Source organism: Methylomicrobium agile (assembly GCF_000733855.1).
GTDB lineage: Bacteria > Pseudomonadota > Gammaproteobacteria > Methylococcales > Methylomonadaceae > Methylomicrobium > Methylomicrobium agile.
Genome location: NZ_JPOJ01000001.1, coordinates 3,005,806 through 3,027,621 on the forward strand (window position 1 = coordinate 3,005,806; position 21,816 = coordinate 3,027,621).

Here is a 21,816-nt window from a genome sequence, read left to right on the forward strand (position 1 = left end):
CGGCAAGCGGCTTGCGTCGAGCCTCCTAGGGCGATTTTTCCGGGCTGCTCAATACCCATTCAGCTTTTGGTTCCGAGATAGATGAATCCCGGCATTGTTGCTATGATCGTTCAAAACAGGCCGCAGCGCCAGCGGGCTGGGAAATTCCCTGTCGGCCGTTCCCCGTCTGGCCTTGCCGGATCCCACCTGCTTCGGTTTTTACCTCGGCAGCAAGCCGAGTGCAGTCAAAGGCTCATTAAGGTTTTTCATTTTGCTTGAGATGATTGTTTGAATAATGTACTGAACCAACGGCGTGCAGGCGTCCTTCTGCATATAACTTCCCTGCCCGGTCATGATCGGCAGGGCGATCTAGGTCAAAACGCATATTATTTCGTTGATTTTCTGCAAAATTGCGGCGTCTCGGTATGGCAGACCTTGCCGCTCGGGATGCCTCACGGCGATGGTTCGCCTTATCAATGTTTGTCAGCGCATGCGGGCAATCCGGAATTGATCAGTCTCGATCAACTGGTGCAGTCGGGATGGCTGAATTTTTCCGACCAGGGGCCGGTGGTTCGCGAATCGCGCGAGTTTGACAAAGGTGCGCTGGTCGCGCAGGCCTATTACGGTTTCCTGGATAGGGCGAGCGAACAGGACCAGGAAGACTTCAAGCAGTTCTGCGAAGCCAAGGCTTTTTGGCTCGACGATTTTGCGCTGTTCATCGTGCTCAGGAACGAGTTCGACTGTAAAAGCTGGAATTACTGGCCCGAGCGTTACAAGGAACGCGATCCGAAAGCGTTGAAAGAAATGGAGCGGCGCCTGAAACGCGAAATCGACTGCATTAAATTCGAGCAATATGTGTTTTATAATCAATGGATGGGCCTGAAGCGCTACGCGAACGAGAAAGGTATTTTATTGTTCGGCGATGTGCCCATTTTCGTCTCGTACGACAGCGCGGATGTCTGGGCCAACCGTTCCGTGTTCAAGCTCGACGAGTCGGGAGAGATGCGAGTCGTTGCAGGGGTTCCGCCGGATTATTTTTCCGCTAACGGGCAGCGCTGGGGCAATCCGCATTATGACTGGACTGTATTGCGGCAAAATGGCTTCGACTGGTGGCTCAAGCGGATGGGAACCCAAATGGAACTGTTCGATATTCTGCGCATCGACCACTTCCGTGGGTTTGAGGCCGCCTGGGAAATTCCGGCGCACGAAGAGACCGCAATCAACGGCGCCTGGGCCAAAGCGCCCGGCAAAGCGTTGTTGCAGGCGATCAATGGCGAATTCGGCGCAATTGCGCTGATCGCCGAGGATTTGGGGGTGATTACCCACGAAGTGGAAATGCTTCGGGACGAATTCGAGTTGCCGGGCATGAAGATTCTGCATTTCGCATTCGGCGGCAATACGGACAATCCTTATCTGCCGAGTCACTACACCAAAAACTGCGTCGTCTATACCGGCACGCACGACAACGATACGACCGTCGGCTGGGTGCACAAGCTGAGCCATCAGCAAAAACATTTCGTTTACGATTATCTCGGCTTTCCGTCCATTCCGCTGCATTGGGCTCTGATGCAGGCGGCCTTGAGTTCGGTTGCGAACCTTGCCGTGATTCCGATGCAGGATATCCTGGAACTGGATACCGAGCATCGGATGAATACGCCCGGTACGACGTCCGGCAACTGGAATTGGCGTTTTCAGTGGTGCCAGTTGACCGACGAGCGGGCCGGGAAGCTGGCTCACCTGGTCGCTCTATACGATCGAAAACGTGCGTAGGTCGGGTTACGACTGCATGGATGCAGGAGGTAGAGCAACGCAGGGAGCAGTTGCCGACGACTGCATGGATGCAGGAGGTAGAGCAACGCAGGGAGCAGTTGCCGGGCGATAGCGTAACCCGGCATTTCGAAGCCGTGATTTCGGGTTACGCTGGAGGACCGTAAATCGCTCCGTCCATCATTGCTTTTTATAATCCGGACTGCCCCAGTCAACATCAATCATCGTCTTTCGGCTTCGCCGTCTTCTTGATCTCGGTCAGAGGGATATGGTAGCTTTCAATGATTCTCCGGATTTCCTTCTTGTTTTCGGCAATCAGTTTGTTCAGCATTTGCTGCCTTTCTTTGTCGCCGTTCCTGACGCCCATCGCCATAGCGAATTCAAACGGGATGCCGGACTCCGAGTGCATCGGTATCTCTGTATAGCCGTTCTTGGGCCCCTGTGAAACGATATAACCCGCAATCGGTCCCCATACGATCACCATATTGATTTTTTTCGCTTTTAAGTCTCGATCGATTTGCATCGCAACATTGTTGTCTTCGTCGCCGGACATCGACTGGTAGGGGATGCTCGTCTCCAGCAGTCCGTGTTTTTGCAGCCAGGCAGTCCCCGGTCCCCGGTCGAACATCGCGATTTTCGCGGCTTCCTGTTTTTCCAGGGGGAGTTCAGCCAGTTGCTGGGCGTTCTTGATGTCGTCAAAACCCCGGCCTTTGGCGATCAACAGGACATAAGTCGATTGATAATAAGGTTCCGTGGTCAAGGCCATGTCTGAATCGGCAGGGACGTTCATTACCACGTTGCATTTGAATTCCTTGCTGTCCACTTCTTTTTCGTCGACAGGTGCGTTCAAGGTGTTGCGGATGAAGCCGATGCGTTGCGGGAACCACGTATACTCGATTTTCTGTCCCAGCTTCTTTGCAAACAGTTCGGCTATCTTGTTCTCGAAGCCGTCTTTCTTTTTAGTCGAATAGGGCGGATTCAACGGATCGGCGCAGACTTTGAATTTTTCTTTGGCATGAATCGGCGCAACGCTTCCGAGCAGAAGGGCGCTGATCACGAATCGTCGAAAAATGGATTTTGCCTGCATGAATATTTCCTCCAGGGAATAGTGATAGGAATCGGGGCTTGAGAATGGGTAAAAAATTTTAACCAAATTCATTTAAAGGGAAACAGACAGCCTTTATAGCGCATGGCGGTCGAACCGGCAACGATTAATCGGGATCGCTGCCAGAGCCGGCAGGAAGCCTGGCATGGAAAAAGAATTGAATCACTTCAATAAATAAAAAAAAGCCCTGACCGAAGAATCAGCCAGGGCTTCGATTCAGCCTATAAACCCAAACCGCTTGGCTTAGTCCGGCAATGTGAACACGGTCAAGGTGCCGCCCAGTTTGGTGAATGAGCTCAGGCTTCTGTATGCGCCTACTGCGCCCAGACCTTCGCTTTCGCCTTCCAGGCCGGCCGCGATACCGATACCTGCCCAGCCGCCGATGCCCGACAGTACGCCAATATATTGTTTGCCGTTATAGCTCCAGGTGTTGACGTTGCCGATGATGCCCGATGGGGTCTTGAACCGGTACAGTTCCTGGCCGGTCTTCGCATCGACCGCTTTCAGGTAGCCTTCCAGCGTACCGTAGAATACCACGCCGCCAGCAGTGGCGAGTGAGCCGGACCACACAGAGAATGGTTCTTTGTTGGACCAGACGATCTTGCCGGTTTTCGCATCCCACGCGGTGAATTGGCCCAGGTTGGTGGAACCGTCAGGCTGTCCGGTGATGACGTCCGCGCCGGCCGGCATCATGGTCAAAGTTGCGCCCACATAAGGCTGGCCCGCCGTGTAAGAAACTTCGAACGGCTCGTAGTTCATGCACAGGTGGTTGCCCGAGATGTAGAACAGGCCGGTTTGCGGAGAGTAAGACGTAGGTGCCATGTTTTTGGCGCCCAATGCCGCAGGGCAGGCGCCTTCGGTGGTCACGTCTTCGCCGTTGTGTTCGGTGCTGTATTTTGGATCGCCTACAGGACGCCCGGTATGCATGTCGATGTGAGTCGCCCAGTTGACCGATTTGTCGAACTTTTCGGCAACCAGCAGTTCCCCGGTTTCACGATCCAAAGTGTAGCCGAAGCCGTTACGGTCGAAATGCACGATCGTTTTGTGCGGTTTGCCTTTAACTTCCTGGTCGACCAATACGGTTTCGTTGATACCGTCGTAGTCCCATTCGTCGTGCGGAGTCATCTGGTAAACCCATTTGACCGCTCCGGTATCCGCATCGCGCGCCCACAACGACATCGACCATTTGTTGTCGCCCGGACGTTGCGCCGGGTTCCAGGTGGATGGGTTGCCGGAGCCGTAGTAAACCAAGTTCAGTTTAGGATCGTAGCTGTACCATCCCCAGGTGGTGCCGCCGCCGATTTTCCATTGGTCGCCTTCCCAGGTGCTGGTACTCGAGTTAGGGCCGACCGGTTGTACCTTGCCGTCTTTCCAGGCAGTGGTTTTGTTCGGGTCGATCAAGGTGTCGGCATCAGGGCCCATGCTGTAGCCTTTCCATGCCAGCTGGCCGGTTTTGATGTCGTAGGCTGCCAGGAAGCCGCGTACGCCGAATTCACCGCCGGAGATACCGGTCAGGACTTTATCTTTAACCACCAATGGAGATTGGGTGTTGGTCATGCCCAGTTTCGGGTCGCCGTTTTGTACGCTCCACACGCGTTTGCCGGTCTTTGCGTCCAAAGCGGTCAGAACGGTATCGGATTGCTGCAGGAAAATTTTGCCGTCGCCGTAGGCCAAACCGCGGTTGACGGTGTCGCAGCACATGACGGGTACGGTCACGTCAGCGTCCTGGGTCGGAGTGTATTCCCAGATGATGGCCTGGGTTTTTTGATCGATTGCGAAAACGGTGTTAGGGAAAGGAGTATGGATGTAAAGAACATCGTTTACGACCAGTGGGCCGCCTTCATGACCACGCAGAACACCGGTAGAAAAAGACCAGGCTGGCTGCAGATTTTTGACGTTGCCGGCGTTGATTTGGCTCAGCTCGCTGTAACGGGTGCCTGCATAGTTTCCGCCCCACATAGACCAGTTAGCGGGATTTTGCGAAAGTTGTTCAAGTTCGCTGTTAGCCGATGCAATTGCCGGTGCAGCCAGGATTGCAGCCACACTTGAAGCTAGCAGCCAACTCTTAATAGGCTTCTTCATATTTTTCTCTCCTGGTATTTTGCTGTGCCACAAAATACGGTTTATTTATTTTGACTAATATTAGTTTTTGGGTGAATTGGTGTTTTTCGAATGGTCAAACAGGCTCACTCCAGTTGCTTAGATTCAGGGATTTTTCCTAAAAAGTCAATATCAAAGAAGGATAAAAGGCATATTACGAAATGGAAAATTCAAAAAAATCAGGTTGTTGCGGTTTTTGACGGCTCCGCTTTTGTAGACATTGCGCTTCAGTGGTTCAGGGATTTTTTCCTAAAAAAATCAATGCCGGAAAAGGCCGGCAGGCGTATTCAGGAAAAGGAAAGCACAAAAAGAATCAGTCTGTTGCGGTTTTCCGGCAGCTCCGTTTTTGCGGATCTTATGGCTTGGCGACCGGGCCGGCGAGGTTCCGGTCTCTTCAAATTTTCTCGATGCCGTATCCCTGATTTGTCCAGCATAATGCCTGACCTGTTTCTTTGCTCCAGGCGGCCAGCACGAAGCGGCGTACCGACTCGCCGTCGATCTGAAAATCATGTATGCCGGGCCGGTGGGTATGGCCGTGGATCAGCTGCCGGCAATTGTGTTCCTTCATGATGCGCATCACCGTTTCCTGATTGACGTCCATGATTTCCTGATTTTTTTTGCGCTTGTGCCAAAAGCTGCGCAAACGATACCAGCGCGCGGCCAAAAGGCGTAGCGGCAGGGGTTTGCTCAGGACCGACCGTATCCATTCCGGGGTATGCGATTTGGCGCGAAACGCCTGATAGGGCAGGTCGTCGGTGCAGAGCAGATCGCCATGCGTAAGCAGAGTCGGGATGCCGTAGAGATCGATCACATGGTAATCGCCGAGCAATGTTACGCCGGTTTCGCGGCAGAAACGCTCGCCGAGCAGAAAGTCGCGGTTGCCCGACTGAAAGTACACCCGAGTGCCGCTGTCGACCAATTCTTTAAGCCGGCGTTTGATCTTGCCGTTCGGCGGCGTCGGATCGTCATCGCCGATCCAGGCATCGAACAGATCGCCGAGAATGTACAGCGCTTCGGCCCTGGAGGCGCGGTTTTCCAGGAAATCCAGGAAACGGCGGGTGATTTCGGGCTTGTCGAGCGAGAGGTGGAGGTCGGAGATGAAGAGGATCATGATTCAAAATGTAGGATGGGTACGACTGCACGGATGCAGGAGTTACGACCCCAGGAATGGAGGAGATGGATTGCGTCGGGGACACGCGATCGAGAGCGATGCAGGAGCTATTGCCGACGACTGCAGGGATGCAGGAGGTAGAGCAATGCAGGAGCTATTGCCGAGAGCGCAAGCGAAACCCATCAAGAAATAACACCTGATGGGTTTCGATTGATGGGCTTTGGCTAGCGCCTCTACCCATCCTATGCCTTATTTAATCTCTTCCGCCTTTTCGATCACGATGTCGGCCTTCGGCACGTTCTGATGCGGGCCGCGGTTGCCGGTCGGCTGGTCGGCCATCTTGTCGACCACGTCCATGCCTTCGACGACTTCTCCGAACACCGCATAGCCCCAGCCGCTCGGAGTCGGGCTGGTATGGTTCAGGAAGGTATTGTCGGCGTAGTTGATGAAGAACTGCGCGGTCGCGGAATTTGGATCATTCGTGCGCGCCATCGCGATGCTGCCGCGTTTGTTCGGCAGGCCGTTGTCCGCTTCGTTCTTGATCGGAGCATCGGTCGCTTTTTGCTGGAACTGGGTGTCGAAACCGCCGCCTTGCGCCATGAAGCCTTTGATCACGCGATGAAAAATCGTGCCGTTATAAAAGCCCTTGTTCACATAGTCGAGAAAATTCTGCGATGAAACCGGCGCTTTGGCAGGATCCAGCTGGATCACGATGTCGCCAAGCGAGGTGGTCAGTTTGACTTTCGGGGATTCAGACATTTTGTTTTCCGTTGCGAATGAGAGTGTTGAATTTAAAACGAGTATCAGGCTCAGAAAGATGAGACGCATGAGTTTTTCCTTGACTAAGATACAAAACGGTTAAGTTTATGTGTTTTCGCCTTGAAAGAGAAGCGTGCGCTTGGTAAATTGTAACGTTTTGCAAACGGGCGGTTAAATTTCCGCCCGTCCCGATCACGGAATTCTCGGTTCATGTTGAAAATCTACAATACCCTGACGCGTCGAAAAGAAACCTTCAAGCCTCGCATCGAAGGCAAGGTCGGCATGTATGTGTGCGGCATGACCGTTTACGACTATTGCCACATCGGCCATGCGCGGGTGATGGTCGTGTTCGACACGGTGGCGCGTTATTTCCGGCATTTGGGATACGATTTGACCTATGTCCGGAACATCACCGATATCGACGACAAGATCATCCAGCGCGCCAACGAGAACGGTGAGGATTTCAACCGACTGACCGCGCGTTTCATCGACGCGATGCACGAGGACGAGCGCGCGCTGGCGGTGTTGCCGCCGGACATCGAACCGCGTGCGACGCAATCGATCGCCTCGATCATCGCGATGATCGAAGCCCTGCTTGCGAAGGGCTATGCTTATATCGGCAGCAGCGGCGACGTGTTCTATGCGGTCGAAAAATTCAGAGACTACGGCAAGCTGTCCGGCAAGAAGCTCGAAGAATTGCAAGCCGGAGAACGGGTCGATGTCGATGCGGCGAAGCAGAATCCGTTCGATTTCGTGCTCTGGAAAATGGCCAAGGCCAACGAGCCTTCATGGCCTGCTCCGTGGGGCGACGGCCGCCCCGGCTGGCATATCGAATGCTCGGCCATGTCGACCTGCTGCCTCGGCAATCATTTCGACATTCACGGCGGCGGCATGGATCTGCAGTTTCCGCATCACGAAAACGAAATCGCCCAGTCCGAAGGCGCGACCGGCGAAAAGTTCGTGAACCTGTGGATGCACAACGGCTTCGTGCGGGTGAACGAAGAGAAGATGTCCAAGTCGCTCGGCAATTTCTTCACGGTGCGCGAAGTGCTCAAGCAGTACCGGCCCGAGATCATCCGCTTCTTCATCCTGTCGAGCCATTACCGGAGTCCGCTGAATTATTCGGATGAACAGTTGAATGAGTCGGCAACTGCGCTGAATCGGCTCTATACGGCCCAGCGTGGCGTAACCGCTCCCGATGCGCCGATTCTTCCCGACTATCGAGGTCGCTTCGAGCAGGCGATGAACGACGATTTCAACACGCCGGTTGCGGTTTCGGTGTTGTTCGACCTCGCGCGGGAATTGAACAAGGCTAAAACGAAAGACGTGGAGCAGGCAGGGCAGTTTGCGGCAAGTCTAAAACAGCTCGGCGGCTTGCTCGGCATCTTGCAGGACGATCCTGAAGCTTGGTTGAAAAGCGGGGCATTTCATTCCGCCGTTTATGAAAGCGCAACCGCTGGTGATTGGGTTTCGGCAGACGTGATGAGAGGGGATGTTTGGATAGAGCGGCAAATCCAGGCCCGCCTGGACGCCAAAAAAGCCAAAAGCTGGGCGCTGGCCGATCAAATCCGCAATCAATTGAAAGAACAAGGCATCATCCTCGAAGACGCGCCGAACGGGACGACCAACTGGCGGCGCGTCTAGCGACGCCTCGTGTCGCTCTGTAGGGTACGCTCCGCGTACTTTTCGAGATGTCGATTCGGACCCTTCCCTCAAAAAATGATACGCGGAGCGTACCCTACGGAATACAGGCGTGTTATTTTTACCCGAACCTTTTGTTTGCGATTTTTGAAACAATTTAAAGAATGGACTTGATGGGCTCGGGCATCTTCTCATTATCTTTGCAATTTTTTTAAAATGACCGAAATCAAAGACAAATCCCTCGAAACCTTCTTCACTGAACTGGCCAGCAAGGCGCCGACGCCCGGCGGCGGCAGCGCCGCGGCGGTGATGGGCGCCCAGTCGGCGGCGCTGACCAGCATGGTCTGCAACCTGACGATCGGCAAGCCCAAATTCGCGGAAGTCGAGGCCGACATGCAGGCCCTGCTAGAAAAATCCGAAGCGTTGCGTGTTAAGCTGACCGACATGATCAAAGCCGATGTCGATGTGTTCAACCGGCTGATGGCGACTTACGGATTGCCGAAAGAGACCGACGAACAAAAAGCGGTGCGCAGCGCGGCGATTCAGGAGGCGTTGAAAGAAGCGACCGAAGTACCCTTGACCTGCGCGCTCGCCTGCCGCGAAGCGATCGACCTGAGCCGGCTTGCCGCCGAAAAAGGCAATCCCGGCGTGATCAGTGATGCCGGGGTTGCCGCGATGGCAGGCTACGGCGCGCTGAAAAGCGCGGCGCTGAATGTCTATATCAATGCAGGCAGTTTAAAGGATCGTGACTTTGCGGAAGCCAAACTGGCCGCGCTGGAGTCGCTGTTGCAGGGAAGCGAGGTTGCTGCCGAGGAAATTTATCGAATCGTGAAGACAAAGTTATAAGATACGAAAATAATTATTTGTAAATCCGGAGGATTAATCGCAAACCTATCGTTGTGCTGAATGCGGTGATCGGTTTCTTTCAGGAATTTCGCGCCGAAAAGGCCGTCGCTTCTTTAGCCCGCTTGGCCGCACCCAAAGCCAGGGTCGTCCGGAACGGACGTGCGCAGGTATGCGCTGCGGCCGAGATTGTAGCCGGCGATATCTTGCTGCTGGACGCGGGCGATCTGGTGGCGGCCGATGCCCGCCTGATCGAAGCTTCCTCGTTGCGCGCCAACGAAGTCTCTTTGACCGGCGAATCCCAACCGGTAGACAAATCGATCGGCATTCTACCGATTGAAACGCCTTTAGCGGACCACAGCAATATGGTGTTTCTGGGGACCCGTATCGCCGGAGGTTCGGCGCGGGCGTTAGTCATCGCAGCCGGTATGGGTACCGAGTTAGGATTGAGTGCGCAATTACTGGAAACAGCGGAAAAAGATGCCACGCCGCTGCAAAAACGGCTTGACAGGATTACCCGTTATCTTTTGGGGGCATGCCTCGGTACCGTGGCATTGGTATTTCTGTTGGGCTTGCTGCGGTCTGCGGTGCTTTTCGAATTGTTTCTTTCTTTCCGCGGTCAGCCTAGCCGTGGCTGCGATTCCCGAAGGCCTGCCGGCCGTCGTGACGGCGGCCCTGGCGCTGGCAATGCAGCGCATGATTCGCCGCAACGCTTTGGTGCGCCGTATGCTCGCAGGCCTGCGGTTTTACGAGGTGACGGGTGAAGGCTATCGGGTAGAAGGGAGTTTTTTTGGGCGATGCGCAGCGCGTGCTTTCGCAAGACGCCGCGCTTTATGCATTGTTGTATGCGGCGGCGGCCTGTAGCGATGCCGAACTCGCCGGACAGGGCATCATCGGCGATCCGACCGAAGGTGCGTGCCGCCAAAGGCGGCATCGGCCGCGCGGACATCGAAGCCTCTGCGTCCGCTTGACTGCGCTGCCTTTCGACTCCGGGCGCAAACGCATGACGGTTGTGCGCAGGGAAGGAGATTCAGTCAAGGCTTTCACCAAGGGGGCATCCGAAGTCGTGTTGGCGCGTTGCGCCCATATCCATGACAATGGGGAATTCAGAACGCTGGCCGATGAGGATCGGCAGGCCATTACGCAAGCGGTGGGAGAAATGGCCCGGAATGCCTTGCGCGTGCTCGCCGTCGCTCAGCGCCCGCTGATCGATCCCGAAGGTACGGCCGACGAGATCGAACGGGAGTTGGTTTTTCTCGGTCTGTTCGGTTTGCAGGACCCGCCACGAGCCGAGGCCAAAAGCGCGGTGGCGCGCTGCCGGAGCGCCGGCATCAAGCCAGTGATGATTATCGGCGACCATCCCGATACGGCGGCGGCGATCGCACGTGAACTGGGCATTTTGGGAGATGACGGCGACAAACGGGTGACCGGCCGTGACCTGGAGCGAATGGCCGATACCGACTTTGCCAGCATGGTACGGAATACGGCGGTGTATGCGCGGGTAACGGCCGAAGACAAGCTGCGTATCGTGCGCGCCTGGAAAGCGGACAATAAGGTCGTGGCAATGACCGGGGACGGCGTGAATGATGCGCCGGCGCTGAAGGAAGCGGCTATCGGCATCGCCATGGGGCAAACCGGTACCGAAGTTACGAAGGAGGCCGCCGATCTGATCATCGTCGATGACGACTTTTCCTCGATCGTCGCCGCAGTCGAAGAAGGGCGAGGCCTCTATGAAAATATCGCCAAAACCCCTGCTTACCTGCTCGCCGGTAATTCTGCCGAATTAATGGTGATGCCGATCGCGGCGCTCGTGGGCTGGCCGTTGCCGTTATTGCCCTTGCACTTATTGTGGATCAACTTGACCATCTATAGCCTGCCGGCCTTGGCGCTGGCGACCGACCCGGTCGCTGCCGACGTGCTGAAGCGTCCGCCGCGGCCGCCTGAGGCGCAGTTGCTGGACGAAGAGCACGTTCGCCTGACCCTTTTGGCCGGCGTTTTGACGGCGGCAACCTCCCTTTCCGCCTTCGTCTTGGAATTCTATCTGTACGGGGAGGGTTTGGAATATGCGCGGGACGCCACCTTCACGGCATTGGTAATTGCAGAGCTGTTACGGGCATTCGGCGCGCGCAGCAGCCGAAAGACCGTGTTCGAGATAGGGCTGTTGTCGAACCTGTGGCTGTTTCTGGTCATTATCTTGAGTTTTTCCCTGCATTTGCTGATTCACCAAATGCCGGTGCTGCAGGGCTTGTTTGTAACGAAGCCGCTGCCCGCCGACCATTTTGTCGTCTGGATGGCGCTGGGATGCATTCCGTTGACGGCTTTGGAAGTCAGAAAGGTGCTATTGAGTCGGCAAAGGCGTTTCAAATAAGCAGGGTATAAGTCGGGAAAGCCGGGGCCGTGTTCTATGGCACTTTGATGGATGAAGCCGATTGTCTCGGGGGCGGCGGCAGCGCTTCGTGACGGAAATAAGGGAAATTCGCTGCCGGGCAGAAAGTAAAATCACCCGGCGCTTCCATGCGCCGGCCGGTCATTTTTGAGTGGTGTCAATTGCCCAAATTGTTTTTCACCAGTTTTCTCACCATTCCCAAAAGCCATTCCCGCTTGATGACTGCCCAATAGCTCAGCAGGCCGAGCAGCAGGCCGAAGATCAGCTTACCGAAAACGGACGATTCTTCCTGAGCGGCCGCTGTGGCTGCGGTTTGCGCTGATGAAGAAGGAACGGCCGCCGGACTCGCGGAGGTTGGGACCGAACTCGGCTGCACGATCTGCACGGCTTTTTTGGCCGGTTGGTAGCCCGCTTTCACGTCAGGAAAGCCGAGGCTGTGCCAAGCATCCAGGTCCTGCCAGACCGGATATTTTTTCTGCCAGAATTCCTTCGTGAAATACGGCGCGAGGCTCATTCCGTGCAGAGAGGGAATGCCCTTGTCGTTCAGGAATTTTTTATACACGACCAGGCTGATGTCGCCGCCCTCGCCGACGCCGTCGGTCGTAAAGGCTTTTTCGACGTGGTCATGGAACATCCACACGCCCTCGCCGAAGCTGTGCAAGCCGTCATCGACTCCCGACAGTTCCAGATCCAGGCGCTGCGCCGGCGTCAAGCCGTGCACGTCACGGGTGATATAGGAATTCGGACCGTTATCGACGCCGTCGTAATGGGTCGAGGTCGGCTTGTGTCCGTGCAGATGCACCGCGATCGTTTCCTGAGTGCCGTTATAGACGCGCAATTTCACCTTTTGATCCTGCTCAAGAACGATCAGCGACTCCCGGAGCGTATAAGGGAATGCACGTCCGTTCAGCATGAAATAGTCGTCCTTCGCATCGGTTACGTCGTAATCCAGATTCAATTTTTTGGCGATCAGGCGCGGATCGTTGGCCGAGCGGGCCATTTCATGCAGTTCCTTGTCCGCGGACTGATAATGCAGGTCGTATTCCCAGTTGTATTTTTCGAGCACCCCAACCGATGGGTGGCGAACCTGGCCGGCGCCGACGTTGAAGACTTGCGGCCAGTTGTTCGGCCGGTTCTCCTCGATCACGAACATGCCCTGCAGGCCCATCGGAATATGGACGTGCGGCTGCACATGGCAGTGATAATACATGGTTCCCGGCTGGCGGGGCTTGATTACATAGGTCTTCTTTTGACCCGGCATGACGTCCATTGCGCTGGTCTGGCCGACGCCGTCGTTGCCGCTGCCGCTGTGATCCATGTAAGGATGGTCGATGCCGTGCAGATGGATCGAGTGCGGCAGATAATGGGTATTTTCGAGCACCAGCCAGACAATGTCGCCCTGCTCGACGCGAATGACCGGCGACGGCGCGCGCAGCAATGGGTTCGCAATCGGTTCGTAGAGGCTCAGCGTCGACATGTCGCGGGTCTTCGGTGCGAACACCCAAAAGGTTGGCTGAATGCCCGGCGCGATGTCGAAGGTGGTGGTGGGATCTTTCATGTCCGGCGAATGGCCGTTCAATTCGGCGACTTCGAGTCTGATGATGTATTTGTCCGGATCGCCGTCGCCGTCCATATCGTCTGATACCGTGATCGCGTCGGCGGCGAGCTGGGTCTGCATCAGGGTGTCCATCGAAATGTTGTTGGTGCCTTTGACGAAGGCGGCGATTTCGGCAGGATTGTCCGGGTTACAGAGCAACGACTCCTGAATTTCGACGCCGTCGATGACTTGGGCTTTGCGCCATTCCGGGTCGGTGAAGTTCGAACAGACTTCTTCCACCGCGCCCAGTTCGGTTTTTCCGTTGGGCGGCAGATCGGTGGCGGCCTGGCTCCATAGCGGGGCGAGGAGCAAGGGAGTGCCACAAAGAATGGCAAGAAGCTTTTTTTGCATAAATTACCTCGGAAAACTACACGAATAAGACACTTGTTCCAACGGATTACAAGTATAATTACCTTATTGATTCTAACAAATTAGAACGTCGAAGTCTTCCTTGACGGTAAGCGGGACATTGATGGTCAGAGCGGTCTCTAAATAAAAGCAGGCCGGGACAGCGCAGGCTGTTGATTGTTACTTGGACGCGCATCAGTCTATTTTAAAGTCCGCCTCAATAAATCGGGCGATTATAATGGATGGTTGAAAGGGTGAAAAGTTTAGCAAGCCAAAACAGGCTGGAGCGGCGCCGTTTTTTGGTTTTGCAAGCCGGCATGTTGAATCATGCCGGCCAAAAAGCCAAGTTCATGCATCGCACGCCCATAGGACAAACCGGGCTTTATGAAGTTCGCTTTTTCAGGCGTACCGGTTTTCGAAACGCGGAATCGCGCTCAGTTTTGCTTTCTCCAGATGCACATAATTCAGACCCATTAGTGTTTTCTCCGGTTGAGGATGCTCGATCCAGACGATTCGCGCTTCGCCGTTCATTTCGAGTTTTTCGAATTCGAAGGAAACCGTGGTGTTCAAAACATCGCCGGTAATTGTCTCATTCAGTTGAATCATCAGGCCTTCGACCGAAACGTTTATCGCCGTGAAAAGATAATAAGCGCCGTTCAACAGGATACGGCCGCTTCCCGGCATCTTTTTCCGGTACATTTTCCGGCGGTAAATAAAATCTTCGACATCATAGGAAACCGATTTGAATTCCAGCGCGATCAGTATCTTGTCCTTTTTTATGTCGGCCCGGATGACTTCCATTTCTCCGGCCAGGCGCATTGAGGGAATGAAGATATCGACCAGGGTTGAGGATTGCAGCGAGTTGAAGATGTCCTTGATGTCGATTTCGCCGCCTTTAAGCTGATCGAGCTCGACCAGCAGGCCGGTAATGGACAGATTCCTAATGGTAATGGACTGTTCTTGTTCGTTCAGAAAGATCATGCCTTCAAGGTGCAGGTCTTTTCGAAAAGCGCGCCGCGATTCAAGTCTCATGTTTTCTCTTTCTCCCGATTATGCCGATTCAGCTTTCGGCGATCACTTTAAAGTTAAGGTCATTGTAATCAATTTGGGCCTTTTCGTCAGAAAGGCGGGTTACTTTATTCTCGGAGCCATATTCCGGATGGTCATGTGAGTGATACGAAAAGAGGATGAATAGCGAACGGATCTTGGTTACGCCCGCGATCCTAATGAGAGGAGCGGCGTATTTTATCCGATGAAATCCGCCGCCGGTTTTTTGTTTAGTTACGATTCAGGGTATAATGCCCCCTTTCCTGATGAACTTTCCTGGAGTTACCCAATCACTCTGAGCATAGTCATTGATATGGCGGGGGCTGTGAGCATCATTTTATCTCGCGGGTTATTTCTTTAGGAACATAGACTTAGCGATTTTAAATGATTTCGACGATATGACGCAGAAGCTTTATATTCAAACCAATGGTTGCCAGATGAACGAGTACGATTCCGATAAAATGCGGGACGTGCTGCGTGCTTCACATGGGTTCGAATTGACCGACGATCCGAAACAGGCGGACGTTTTGTTGTTGAACACCTGTTCGATTCGCGAAAAAGCTCAAGAAAAAGTGTTTTCTGCGTTAGGCCAATGGCGGATGCTGAAAGAAAAACGCCCTGAAGTCGTGATCGGCGTCGGCGGTTGCGTCGCCAGTCAGGAAGGCGATGCAATTCAGAAACGCGCCCCGTTCGTCGACATCGTGTTCGGCCCGCAAACCTTGCATCGGTTGCCGCAACTGCTCGACCAGGCCCGCAGCAAGCGCAAGCCGGTTGTCGACATCTCTTTTCCCGAAATCGAGAAATTCGATGCGCTGCCCGAGCCGCGCGCCGAAGGGCCGAAGGCATTCGTCTCGGTAATGGAGGGCTGCAGCAAATACTGTTCCTTCTGCGTGGTGCCTTATACTCGTGGCGAAGAAATCAGCCGTCCGCTCGACGATGTGATCGCCGAAATCGCGGCATTGGCCAAACAGGGCGTCCGTGAAGTCAATCTGCTCGGCCAGAACGTGAACGCTTACCGGGGGCGGATGGAAGACGGCGATATCGCCGATTTTGCGTTGCTGCTGCATCATGTAGCCGCTATCGAAGGCATCGGGCGGATCCGTTTTACCACCTCGCATCCGGTCGAATTTACCGACAGCCTGATCGAAGCCTATGCCGAAATTCCGGCGCTGGTCGACCATCTGCATCTGCCGGTGCAGTCCGGGAGCGACCGTATCTTGAAAATGATGAAACGCGGTCATACCTGCGCCGACTACATCGAAAAAATCCGCAAGCTCCGGGAAGTGCGCCCGAACCTCTATTTGTCTTCCGATTTCATCATCGGCTTTCCGGGCGAAACCGAGCAGGATTTCGAGGACACTCTGGCGCTGGTCGATGAGATCGGTTTCGACCTGTCGTTCAGTTTCATTTACAGTCCGCGTCCGGGAACGCCTGCGGCGGAACTGCCGGACGATGTGCCGCTGGAAGTCAAAAAGCAGCGCCTCGAGCGCTTCCAAAACCGTATTCATGAAAATGCGGCCCGGTTTGCCGAGAAGATGGTGCACACGGTGCAAACCGTGCTTGTCGAAGCCAAATCGAAAAAGAACCCTTTACACATGCAGGGCCGTACCGAAAACAATCGGGTCGTTAATTTTGCCGCTCATCCGCGGCTGGCCGGCCAGTTTGTCGATGTGCTGATTACCGAGGCGCTGCCTAATTCCTTGCGAGGCCGGATCGTTGATTCCAGTATTGAAAGAATTGTTGCCAACAGTTAAGGCTGATTTGCCTTCCATGACCTCCCAGGAGCTGATCCTGATGCCGGCCGATAATGTCCGGCTCTCCAATCTCTGCGGACAACTCGATCAACATCTGCGTCAGATCGAAGCGCGCCTCCAAGTCGAAATTTCGAATCGGGGAAACCAGTTCAAGGTGGTCGGCGCTCCGGCGTCGGTCAAGGCCGCCTGTGCACTGATGCAGAAGCTGTTCGAAACCACCGAAAAAGAAGAACTGACCTCCGAATCGATACATCTGGCGATGCAGGATGCGTCGATCGATGCGATTCTTGACGCTCCCGAGGAACCGAACCAGCCGGTGGTCGCTATCAAGACCAAGCGCGGCATGATCCGGGGGCGGGGAGCGAATCAGCAGGATTACCTCAGAAAGATCGTGACTCACGACATCAATTTCGGCATCGGCCCGGCCGGCACCGGCAAGACCTATCTGGCGGTCGCCTGCGCGATCGAGGCGCTGCAGAACGAAAAAGTCAGCAAAATCATCTTGGTGCGTCCGGCGGTCGAGGCGGGTGAAAAGCTCGGCTTTTTGCCGGGCGATATGGCGCAAAAGGTCGACCCGTACCTGCGTCCGTTGTATGATGCATTGTACGAGATGCTCGGCTTCGAGCGCGTCGAGAAAATGCTGGAACGCGGCATCATTGAGGTGGCGCCGTTGGCGTTCATGCGCGGCCGGACTTTGAACGATGCGTTCATTATTTTGGATGAAGCGCAGAATACCACTACCGAGCAGATCAAGATGTTTTTGACCCGGGTCGGGTTCGGTTCGACGGCGGTCGTGACCGGCGACTTGACCCAGATCGATCTGCCGTCCGAAAAAATGTCCGGACTCCGGCAGGTCCTGGACGTGCTGAAGGATATCGACGGCATCAGCTTCACCTATTTCGGGGTGCGCGACGTGGTCCGGCATCCTTTGGTGCAGCGTATCGTATCCGCCTACGAAGCTTATGAAAAAAACGCCAAAGCGCCGAAAGCATAATATTTCCATTCAGCGCGTTTTTAAGTCGCCGGGACAGCCCGACCGGCGTCAGATCGTCAAGTGGATCGATGGTGTGCTGGAAGACAGCCACGAACCTTATGCCTGTGTGATTCGTATCGTCGATGAACAGGAGAGCGCCGCGTTGAACGTCCAATACCGGCACAAGCAGGGGCCGACCAACGTGTTAAGCTTTCCGTTCGAATGGCCTGAAGGGTTGGACGCGGCCGAATCTGAAGAAGGCGTTTTACTGGGCGATCTGGTGATTTGCGCTCCCGTCGTCGAACGGGAAGCAGCGGAGCAGCACAAAACACTGTCGGCCCATTGGGCCCATATGGTCGTTCATGGCCTCCTGCATTTGCTAGGCTACGACCATATCGAGGAGAATGAGGCCGAGGAAATGGAAACGAAAGAAATCGCGATTCTAAAACAATTGCAAATCGAAAACCCATATATAGAGGTTATACATAAATGAGTGAAGGGCAGCCTCCGAGTAGGCACTCCTCGCAGAAAAGCTGGATCGGAAAAATCGGTCAGCTGCTGACCGGGGAGCCTCAGGACCTTGACGATCTGCTGGAGATACTCCGCGACGCCAGGGAAAATCATTTACTCGATACCGACGCCTTGAGCATGATCGAAGGCGCATTGCAGGTATCGCAATTGCGGGTCAGGGATATCATGATTCCGCGCGTTCAAATGGTCGTAGTGCCTAAAGATGCGGAGCTCGATACCTTGTTTCCGCTGGTCACTCAATTCGGCCACTCACGTTATCCCGTCATCGAGGAAGACCGCAGCAAAGTGGTCGGTATTTTGCTGGTGAAGGATTTGTTCGCGCATTCGCTTCAAAACAAGCAGTTGAAAGTCGAGCAAATCATGCGTCCGGTCATCCTGGTGCCGGAAAGCAAGCGCCTGAATGTACTGTTGAAAGAACTCCGCACCAAGGGCAATCACATGGCGATCGTCGTCGACGAATACGGCCAGGCCGCCGGACTGGTCACGATCGAGGACGTGCTGGAGCAGATCGTCGGCGAGATCGAGGATGAGCATGACGAGCAGGATGACGAAAGCTACATTCTACAGCGCAACGAAAACGAATACATGATCAAGGCGCTCACGCCGATCGAGGAGTTCGACGAATATTTCAATACCCATCTGGCAACCGACGAATATGACACGGTCGGCGGCTTTATCGTGAACGAAATGGAGCACATGCCGAAGAAAGGCGAAAGCCTGACCGTCGACAATATGCGCTTCGAAATCGTCAGGGCCGACACCCGGCGCGTGCATCTGGTCAAGCTGAAGCTTCTCGAATGATCAAGGCGATGAAGCGTTTCTTCGCCCAATGCATCGTTCCCGCGCTCCGGTGCGTCCTCTCCTTGATGCGTTGAATAGCGACGGCGTTATTAGCGTCGCGCCGGTGGCGCACGATGCCGGAGAGCGTCGGGCTTGCCTTCCATTGGCATGTTTTCGAGCGTGCCCGAGAGCGGGAACGATAAACCTCTTTTGGCTGGGCCGCTTGAGTTTTTGATGATCCCCTGAGCGGTTAAGCCGGTCTCCTTCACAGAGAACGGCTTTTCGGCTGTATTATAGAAGATCCAGTAACAGGAACAGCACCACTGCCAATGCCAGACCGCAATGGATCACTCCGCCGATGCTGGCGTAAAATTTCATCTTGCCGCCCGCCGGCAACTTCTTCACGAGTTCGAACCGTTTCAACGCCAGATACGCACCGTTATATTGGAGCAATAGAATGATTGCGACGGCAATGATGAACGGCAGCGGCTTGAAGGTCAGGTGGGGATAATGTGAAGAGGCCGCCATGAAGAACAGCATCGGAATCGAAAACAGTGTGTTGGTTCTCGATGCCAGTCCCGCTGCCGCTAGCGCATCAGCCGCATTCGGCAGCGCCGCTCCGCCAAGAGCCACCTGTTTTGCCGAAGCGATCACGACTTTCTGGTTTGGCCAGATGATCAGCCAGACGTTCGTAAACATCAGGATTCCAAGCAGGGCGCCGAGGTAGATGTCCATCGACGCGATTCTTCCGCCGCTGACTGCGAACATTCCCAAGCCGGTCAGCAAGGTCACCACCGCCCCCCAACGAAACCACCAGAGCGCGCGCGGCACCAGTTTTTGTAAGGCGTCCGATTTGGCGGAGGCTTCCGCTTCCTTGAAATATTCGCTTTGCACCAGGTTGAAATAATACAGTAATCCGATCCAGGTGATGCCGCCCAATAAATGTCCCCACCGTAAAAGCATTTCCAGACCGGCGTTTGTCGTAACGATACCCATGGCAACTCCTCTTATAATTATTTGTTATGGATGATTTGGTTGAATTGTACGCGAAGCGGATGCTGATGCTGTACAAGAGTAGATATTGGACAGATTCGGCGATAAAAGTCAAGTCATGCTTTGGGCAAAGCGGATGCCTTTGGAATGCAGAGACATGAGAAAGGGAAAGCAGGGGATTTCTCCCGTTAAAGTTTTTCTTCGGGCGATAAAAAGCCCGCATAAAGCGGGCGTGTTGAGCATTTTATTATTATTGTTATGATGCCGTTGTACTGAGCCATTGACCGTACAACTTTACTCAAGCAGGTTCTTTGTATTTAATTATTGTTATCAGCATAGCTAAATTAAGCTATCCTCCACCGCTGGTTGATTATCCAGCTCGCTCTTCTTCAAGAGCGGGCGTATTCTAAATCGATTGAAAACGCATTGTCCACAAAAAAACGATTTTTTTTATGGAAAATTCTTGATCAATAAAATAATTTAATAAAAACAATCGGTTATGATTTTTTGACGGGGCTTTTGGAGGAAAAGCGCCGGTCCGTCATGCCGTTACCATTCGGATCGATTTATAGTTAGACCAAAATTTTTCGATCTAATGGGACAACAAGCTTCATTCTTCGCCCGGGCGTTTCTCAATGCGCCTCTCTGGCTTTCTTTTCTTCATCGAGAAAAAACCTCAGCCGTTCGCTCAGAATTGAAGACAAATAAAAATTCAGTCCTTTCGATTTTTGCGCGAGCCGGATTTGGGTAATGGCGTCGCGGGTTTGCCCCATCGCATAGTAATACTCGGCGAAATAGCGGTGCGATTCGGCCGGTTGGTGCAATTTGCCGTAAGTTTCGGCCAGCATTTGGTAGTAAATCGGCAATTTCTGCATGTTGGTGCTCAGCGAGAAGAGCGTTTGCCGGGCTTTTTCGGCCTGGCCGGTTTTCAGGAGTGAAGTGATGTATTCGAGTTTGATCGCTTCGTTTTCCGGGAACTGGCTGCTCAGTTTTTCGTAGAGCGCAAGCGCTTTGTTGAGTTGGCGCTGTTCGAGCGCGGTACGGGCAAGCGCGGCACCGTACTGCGGCTGGGCCGGGAAGCCGGTCATCAATTTCTGGAAAATCCGTTCCGCTTCGTCGAATTTCTGTTGCGCCAGGGCGGTCAGGCCGAGTCCGTAAAGGGCTACGGTTCTTTGTTCTTCGGTTCCCTGGTTCAATCGGCTCTCGAAATATTTACGGCTTTCGGCCGGGTCGGTGCCGGTCTGAACCTTCAGCTTGGCTCTGATCAGCTGGTAGCTCAAGGAATCCGGATATTGTTTGTAAGGATACTGGTCGGCGCGACTGCGGCTATCGGAAATCCGTGAGGTGGTGACCGGGTGCGTGCGCAGGAATTCCGGAATGTTCTGGCCGTAATAGCGCGTCGATTGCTGCAGGCGTTCGAAAAAAGTCGGCATGCTGCGCGGGTCGTATTGCGATTCGGAGAGGATATGCATGCCGACCCGGTCGGCTTCTTCTTCGTTTTCGCGGGTAAAGTCGATCTGGAATTGAATGCTGCCGGCTTGGATCGCCACCAGGGCGGCCTGCCCGAGTTGAGGGGACTGCGTGCCGAGCAGGATCGCGGCCAGCGTCGCGACGGCGGTCGGAATCGACAAGCGGTTTGCGGCTTCGGCGGCGCGGTACAGGTGCCGTTGGGTCACGTGTGCAATTTCGTGCGCCATCACGGAGGCCAGTTCGCTTTCCGCTTCGGTGGTCAGAATCAGGCCGGAATTGACGCCGATATAGCCGCCGGGCCCCGCAAACGCATTGATGTCGTTTTCCAGCACCACAAAAAAGTGGAACGGATAGCCCGGCAAGTCGCTGACCGTGACCAGCCTTTGGCCGATCGACTGAATGTAATGTTGAATTTCCGGATCCTGATTGATTGTGATCTGCGCGTTCAGGCTGCGGAAGAAAGCGGCGCCGAGCTGTTGCTCCTCTTCCGGCGTGATCAGCGTGCCGGAGGAATCGCCCATGTCGGGAAGCTCGATTTTGCTGATGTCGTCGGCGGCGTGAGGGAGGGACGGAAAAAGAGTCAGGCTTAGGATCAGGGCCAACAGAGCGGTTTTTTGCATTAGCAGGCAGAG

At 54.4% G+C, this 21,816-nt stretch carries 17 protein-coding genes; 9 read left to right on the plus strand and 8 right to left on the minus strand.

From position 1 onward, the window contains the following. Positions 1 to 267 precede the first annotated feature (267 nt). Positions 268 to 1,749, plus strand: a complete 1,482-nt coding sequence (gene malQ / locus CC94_RS0114250; protein ID WP_005370872.1) for a 4-alpha-glucanotransferase — start codon at positions 268 to 270, stop codon at positions 1,747 to 1,749. Between the two features lie 214 nt (positions 1,750 to 1,963). Here malQ and CC94_RS0114260 read toward each other — a convergent pair whose 3' ends face one another. From CC94_RS0114260 to CC94_RS0114275, 4 genes are all read right to left on the minus strand, one after another. Further along, complete coding sequence (locus CC94_RS0114260) at positions 1,964 to 2,833, minus strand: quinoprotein dehydrogenase-associated putative ABC transporter substrate-binding protein (protein WP_005370873.1); 870 nt, start codon at positions 2,831 to 2,833, stop codon at positions 1,964 to 1,966. A 261-nt stretch (positions 2,834 to 3,094) separates the two neighbouring features. Beyond that, on the minus strand, positions 3,095 to 4,933 hold the full coding sequence (locus CC94_RS0114265; protein ID WP_005370874.1) for a methanol/ethanol family PQQ-dependent dehydrogenase: 1,839 nt from the start codon (positions 4,931 to 4,933) through the stop codon (positions 3,095 to 3,097). Positions 4,934 to 5,345: 412 nt separating this feature from the next. Next, complete coding sequence (lpxH, locus tag CC94_RS0114270; RefSeq protein ID WP_005370876.1) at positions 5,346 to 6,062, minus strand: UDP-2,3-diacylglucosamine diphosphatase; 717 nt, start codon at positions 6,060 to 6,062, stop codon at positions 5,346 to 5,348. A gap of 249 nt (positions 6,063 to 6,311) precedes the next feature. Next, positions 6,312 to 6,821: a peptidylprolyl isomerase gene (locus CC94_RS0114275; protein WP_425357666.1), complete on the minus strand. Its 510-nt coding sequence runs from the start codon at positions 6,819 to 6,821 to the stop codon at positions 6,312 to 6,314. 210 nt (positions 6,822 to 7,031) lie between these two features. On the opposite strand from CC94_RS0114275, the gene cysS reads away from it, so the two are divergent. The 4 genes from cysS to CC94_RS21640 all read left to right on the plus strand — a co-directional run bounded on the left by cysS (position 7,032) and on the right by CC94_RS21640 (position 11,673). After that, a complete protein-coding gene (cysS, locus tag CC94_RS0114280; protein WP_005370878.1) occupies positions 7,032 to 8,465 on the plus strand; it encodes a cysteine--tRNA ligase in 1,434 nt (477 codons plus the stop codon). 213 nt (positions 8,466 to 8,678) lie between these two features. Further along, a complete protein-coding gene (fchA, locus tag CC94_RS0114285) occupies positions 8,679 to 9,308 on the plus strand; it encodes a methenyltetrahydrofolate cyclohydrolase (RefSeq protein WP_005370879.1) in 630 nt (209 codons plus the stop codon). Between the two features lie 65 nt (positions 9,309 to 9,373). Further along, positions 9,374 to 10,069: a P-type ATPase actuator domain-containing protein gene (locus CC94_RS25080; RefSeq protein ID WP_483819026.1), complete on the plus strand. Its 696-nt coding sequence runs from the start codon at positions 9,374 to 9,376 to the stop codon at positions 10,067 to 10,069. 26 nt (positions 10,070 to 10,095) lie between these two features. After that, positions 10,096 to 11,673, plus strand: coding sequence for a cation-translocating P-type ATPase (locus tag CC94_RS21640; RefSeq protein WP_051040356.1), 1,578 nt, complete (start codon positions 10,096 to 10,098; stop codon positions 11,671 to 11,673). Positions 11,674 to 11,848: 175 nt separating this feature from the next. Here the strand turns inward: CC94_RS21640 and CC94_RS0114295 are convergent, their stop codons facing one another. After that, entirely contained in the window at positions 11,849 to 13,639 is a 1,791-nt protein-coding gene (locus tag CC94_RS0114295) for a multicopper oxidase domain-containing protein (protein WP_005370880.1), read from the minus strand. Positions 13,640 to 14,035: 396 nt separating this feature from the next. Continuing rightward, positions 14,036 to 14,668, minus strand: coding sequence for a PilZ domain-containing protein (locus CC94_RS0114305; protein WP_005370881.1), 633 nt, complete (start codon positions 14,666 to 14,668; stop codon positions 14,036 to 14,038). Between the two features lie 413 nt (positions 14,669 to 15,081). Between CC94_RS0114305 and miaB the strand changes: the two genes are divergently transcribed. Genes miaB through CC94_RS0114330 form a run of 4 tightly spaced genes read left to right on the plus strand, consistent with a single transcriptional unit; the run spans position 15,082 to position 18,742 of the window. Further along, the gene (miaB, locus tag CC94_RS0114315; RefSeq protein WP_005370882.1) at positions 15,082 to 16,437 is read left to right on the plus strand and encodes a tRNA (N6-isopentenyl adenosine(37)-C2)-methylthiotransferase MiaB; all 1,356 of its coding nucleotides are present in this window, start codon (positions 15,082 to 15,084) and stop codon (positions 16,435 to 16,437) included. A 16-nt stretch (positions 16,438 to 16,453) separates the two neighbouring features. Beyond that, positions 16,454 to 17,431: a PhoH family protein gene (locus CC94_RS0114320; RefSeq protein WP_005370883.1), complete on the plus strand. Its 978-nt coding sequence runs from the start codon at positions 16,454 to 16,456 to the stop codon at positions 17,429 to 17,431. After that, the gene (gene ybeY / locus CC94_RS0114325; RefSeq protein WP_005370884.1) at positions 17,400 to 17,903 is read left to right on the plus strand and encodes an rRNA maturation RNase YbeY; all 504 of its coding nucleotides are present in this window, start codon (positions 17,400 to 17,402) and stop codon (positions 17,901 to 17,903) included. Before CC94_RS0114320 ends, ybeY begins: the two co-directional genes overlap by 32 nt. Beyond that, a complete protein-coding gene (locus tag CC94_RS0114330) occupies positions 17,900 to 18,742 on the plus strand; it encodes a CorC family transporter (RefSeq protein ID WP_005370885.1) in 843 nt (280 codons plus the stop codon). Before ybeY ends, CC94_RS0114330 begins: the two co-directional genes overlap by 4 nt. Before the next feature lie 270 nt (positions 18,743 to 19,012). Here the strand turns inward: CC94_RS0114330 and CC94_RS0114335 are convergent, their stop codons facing one another. Further along, positions 19,013 to 19,717: a urate hydroxylase PuuD gene (locus CC94_RS0114335; protein ID WP_005370886.1), complete on the minus strand. Its 705-nt coding sequence runs from the start codon at positions 19,715 to 19,717 to the stop codon at positions 19,013 to 19,015. Between the two features lie 629 nt (positions 19,718 to 20,346). Then, positions 20,347 to 21,804 carry a M48 family metalloprotease gene (locus CC94_RS0114340; RefSeq protein WP_005370887.1) on the minus strand — a complete coding sequence of 486 codons (1,458 nt, stop codon included), beginning with the start codon at positions 21,802 to 21,804 and terminating at the stop codon, positions 20,347 to 20,349. Positions 21,805 to 21,816 lie beyond the last annotated feature (12 nt).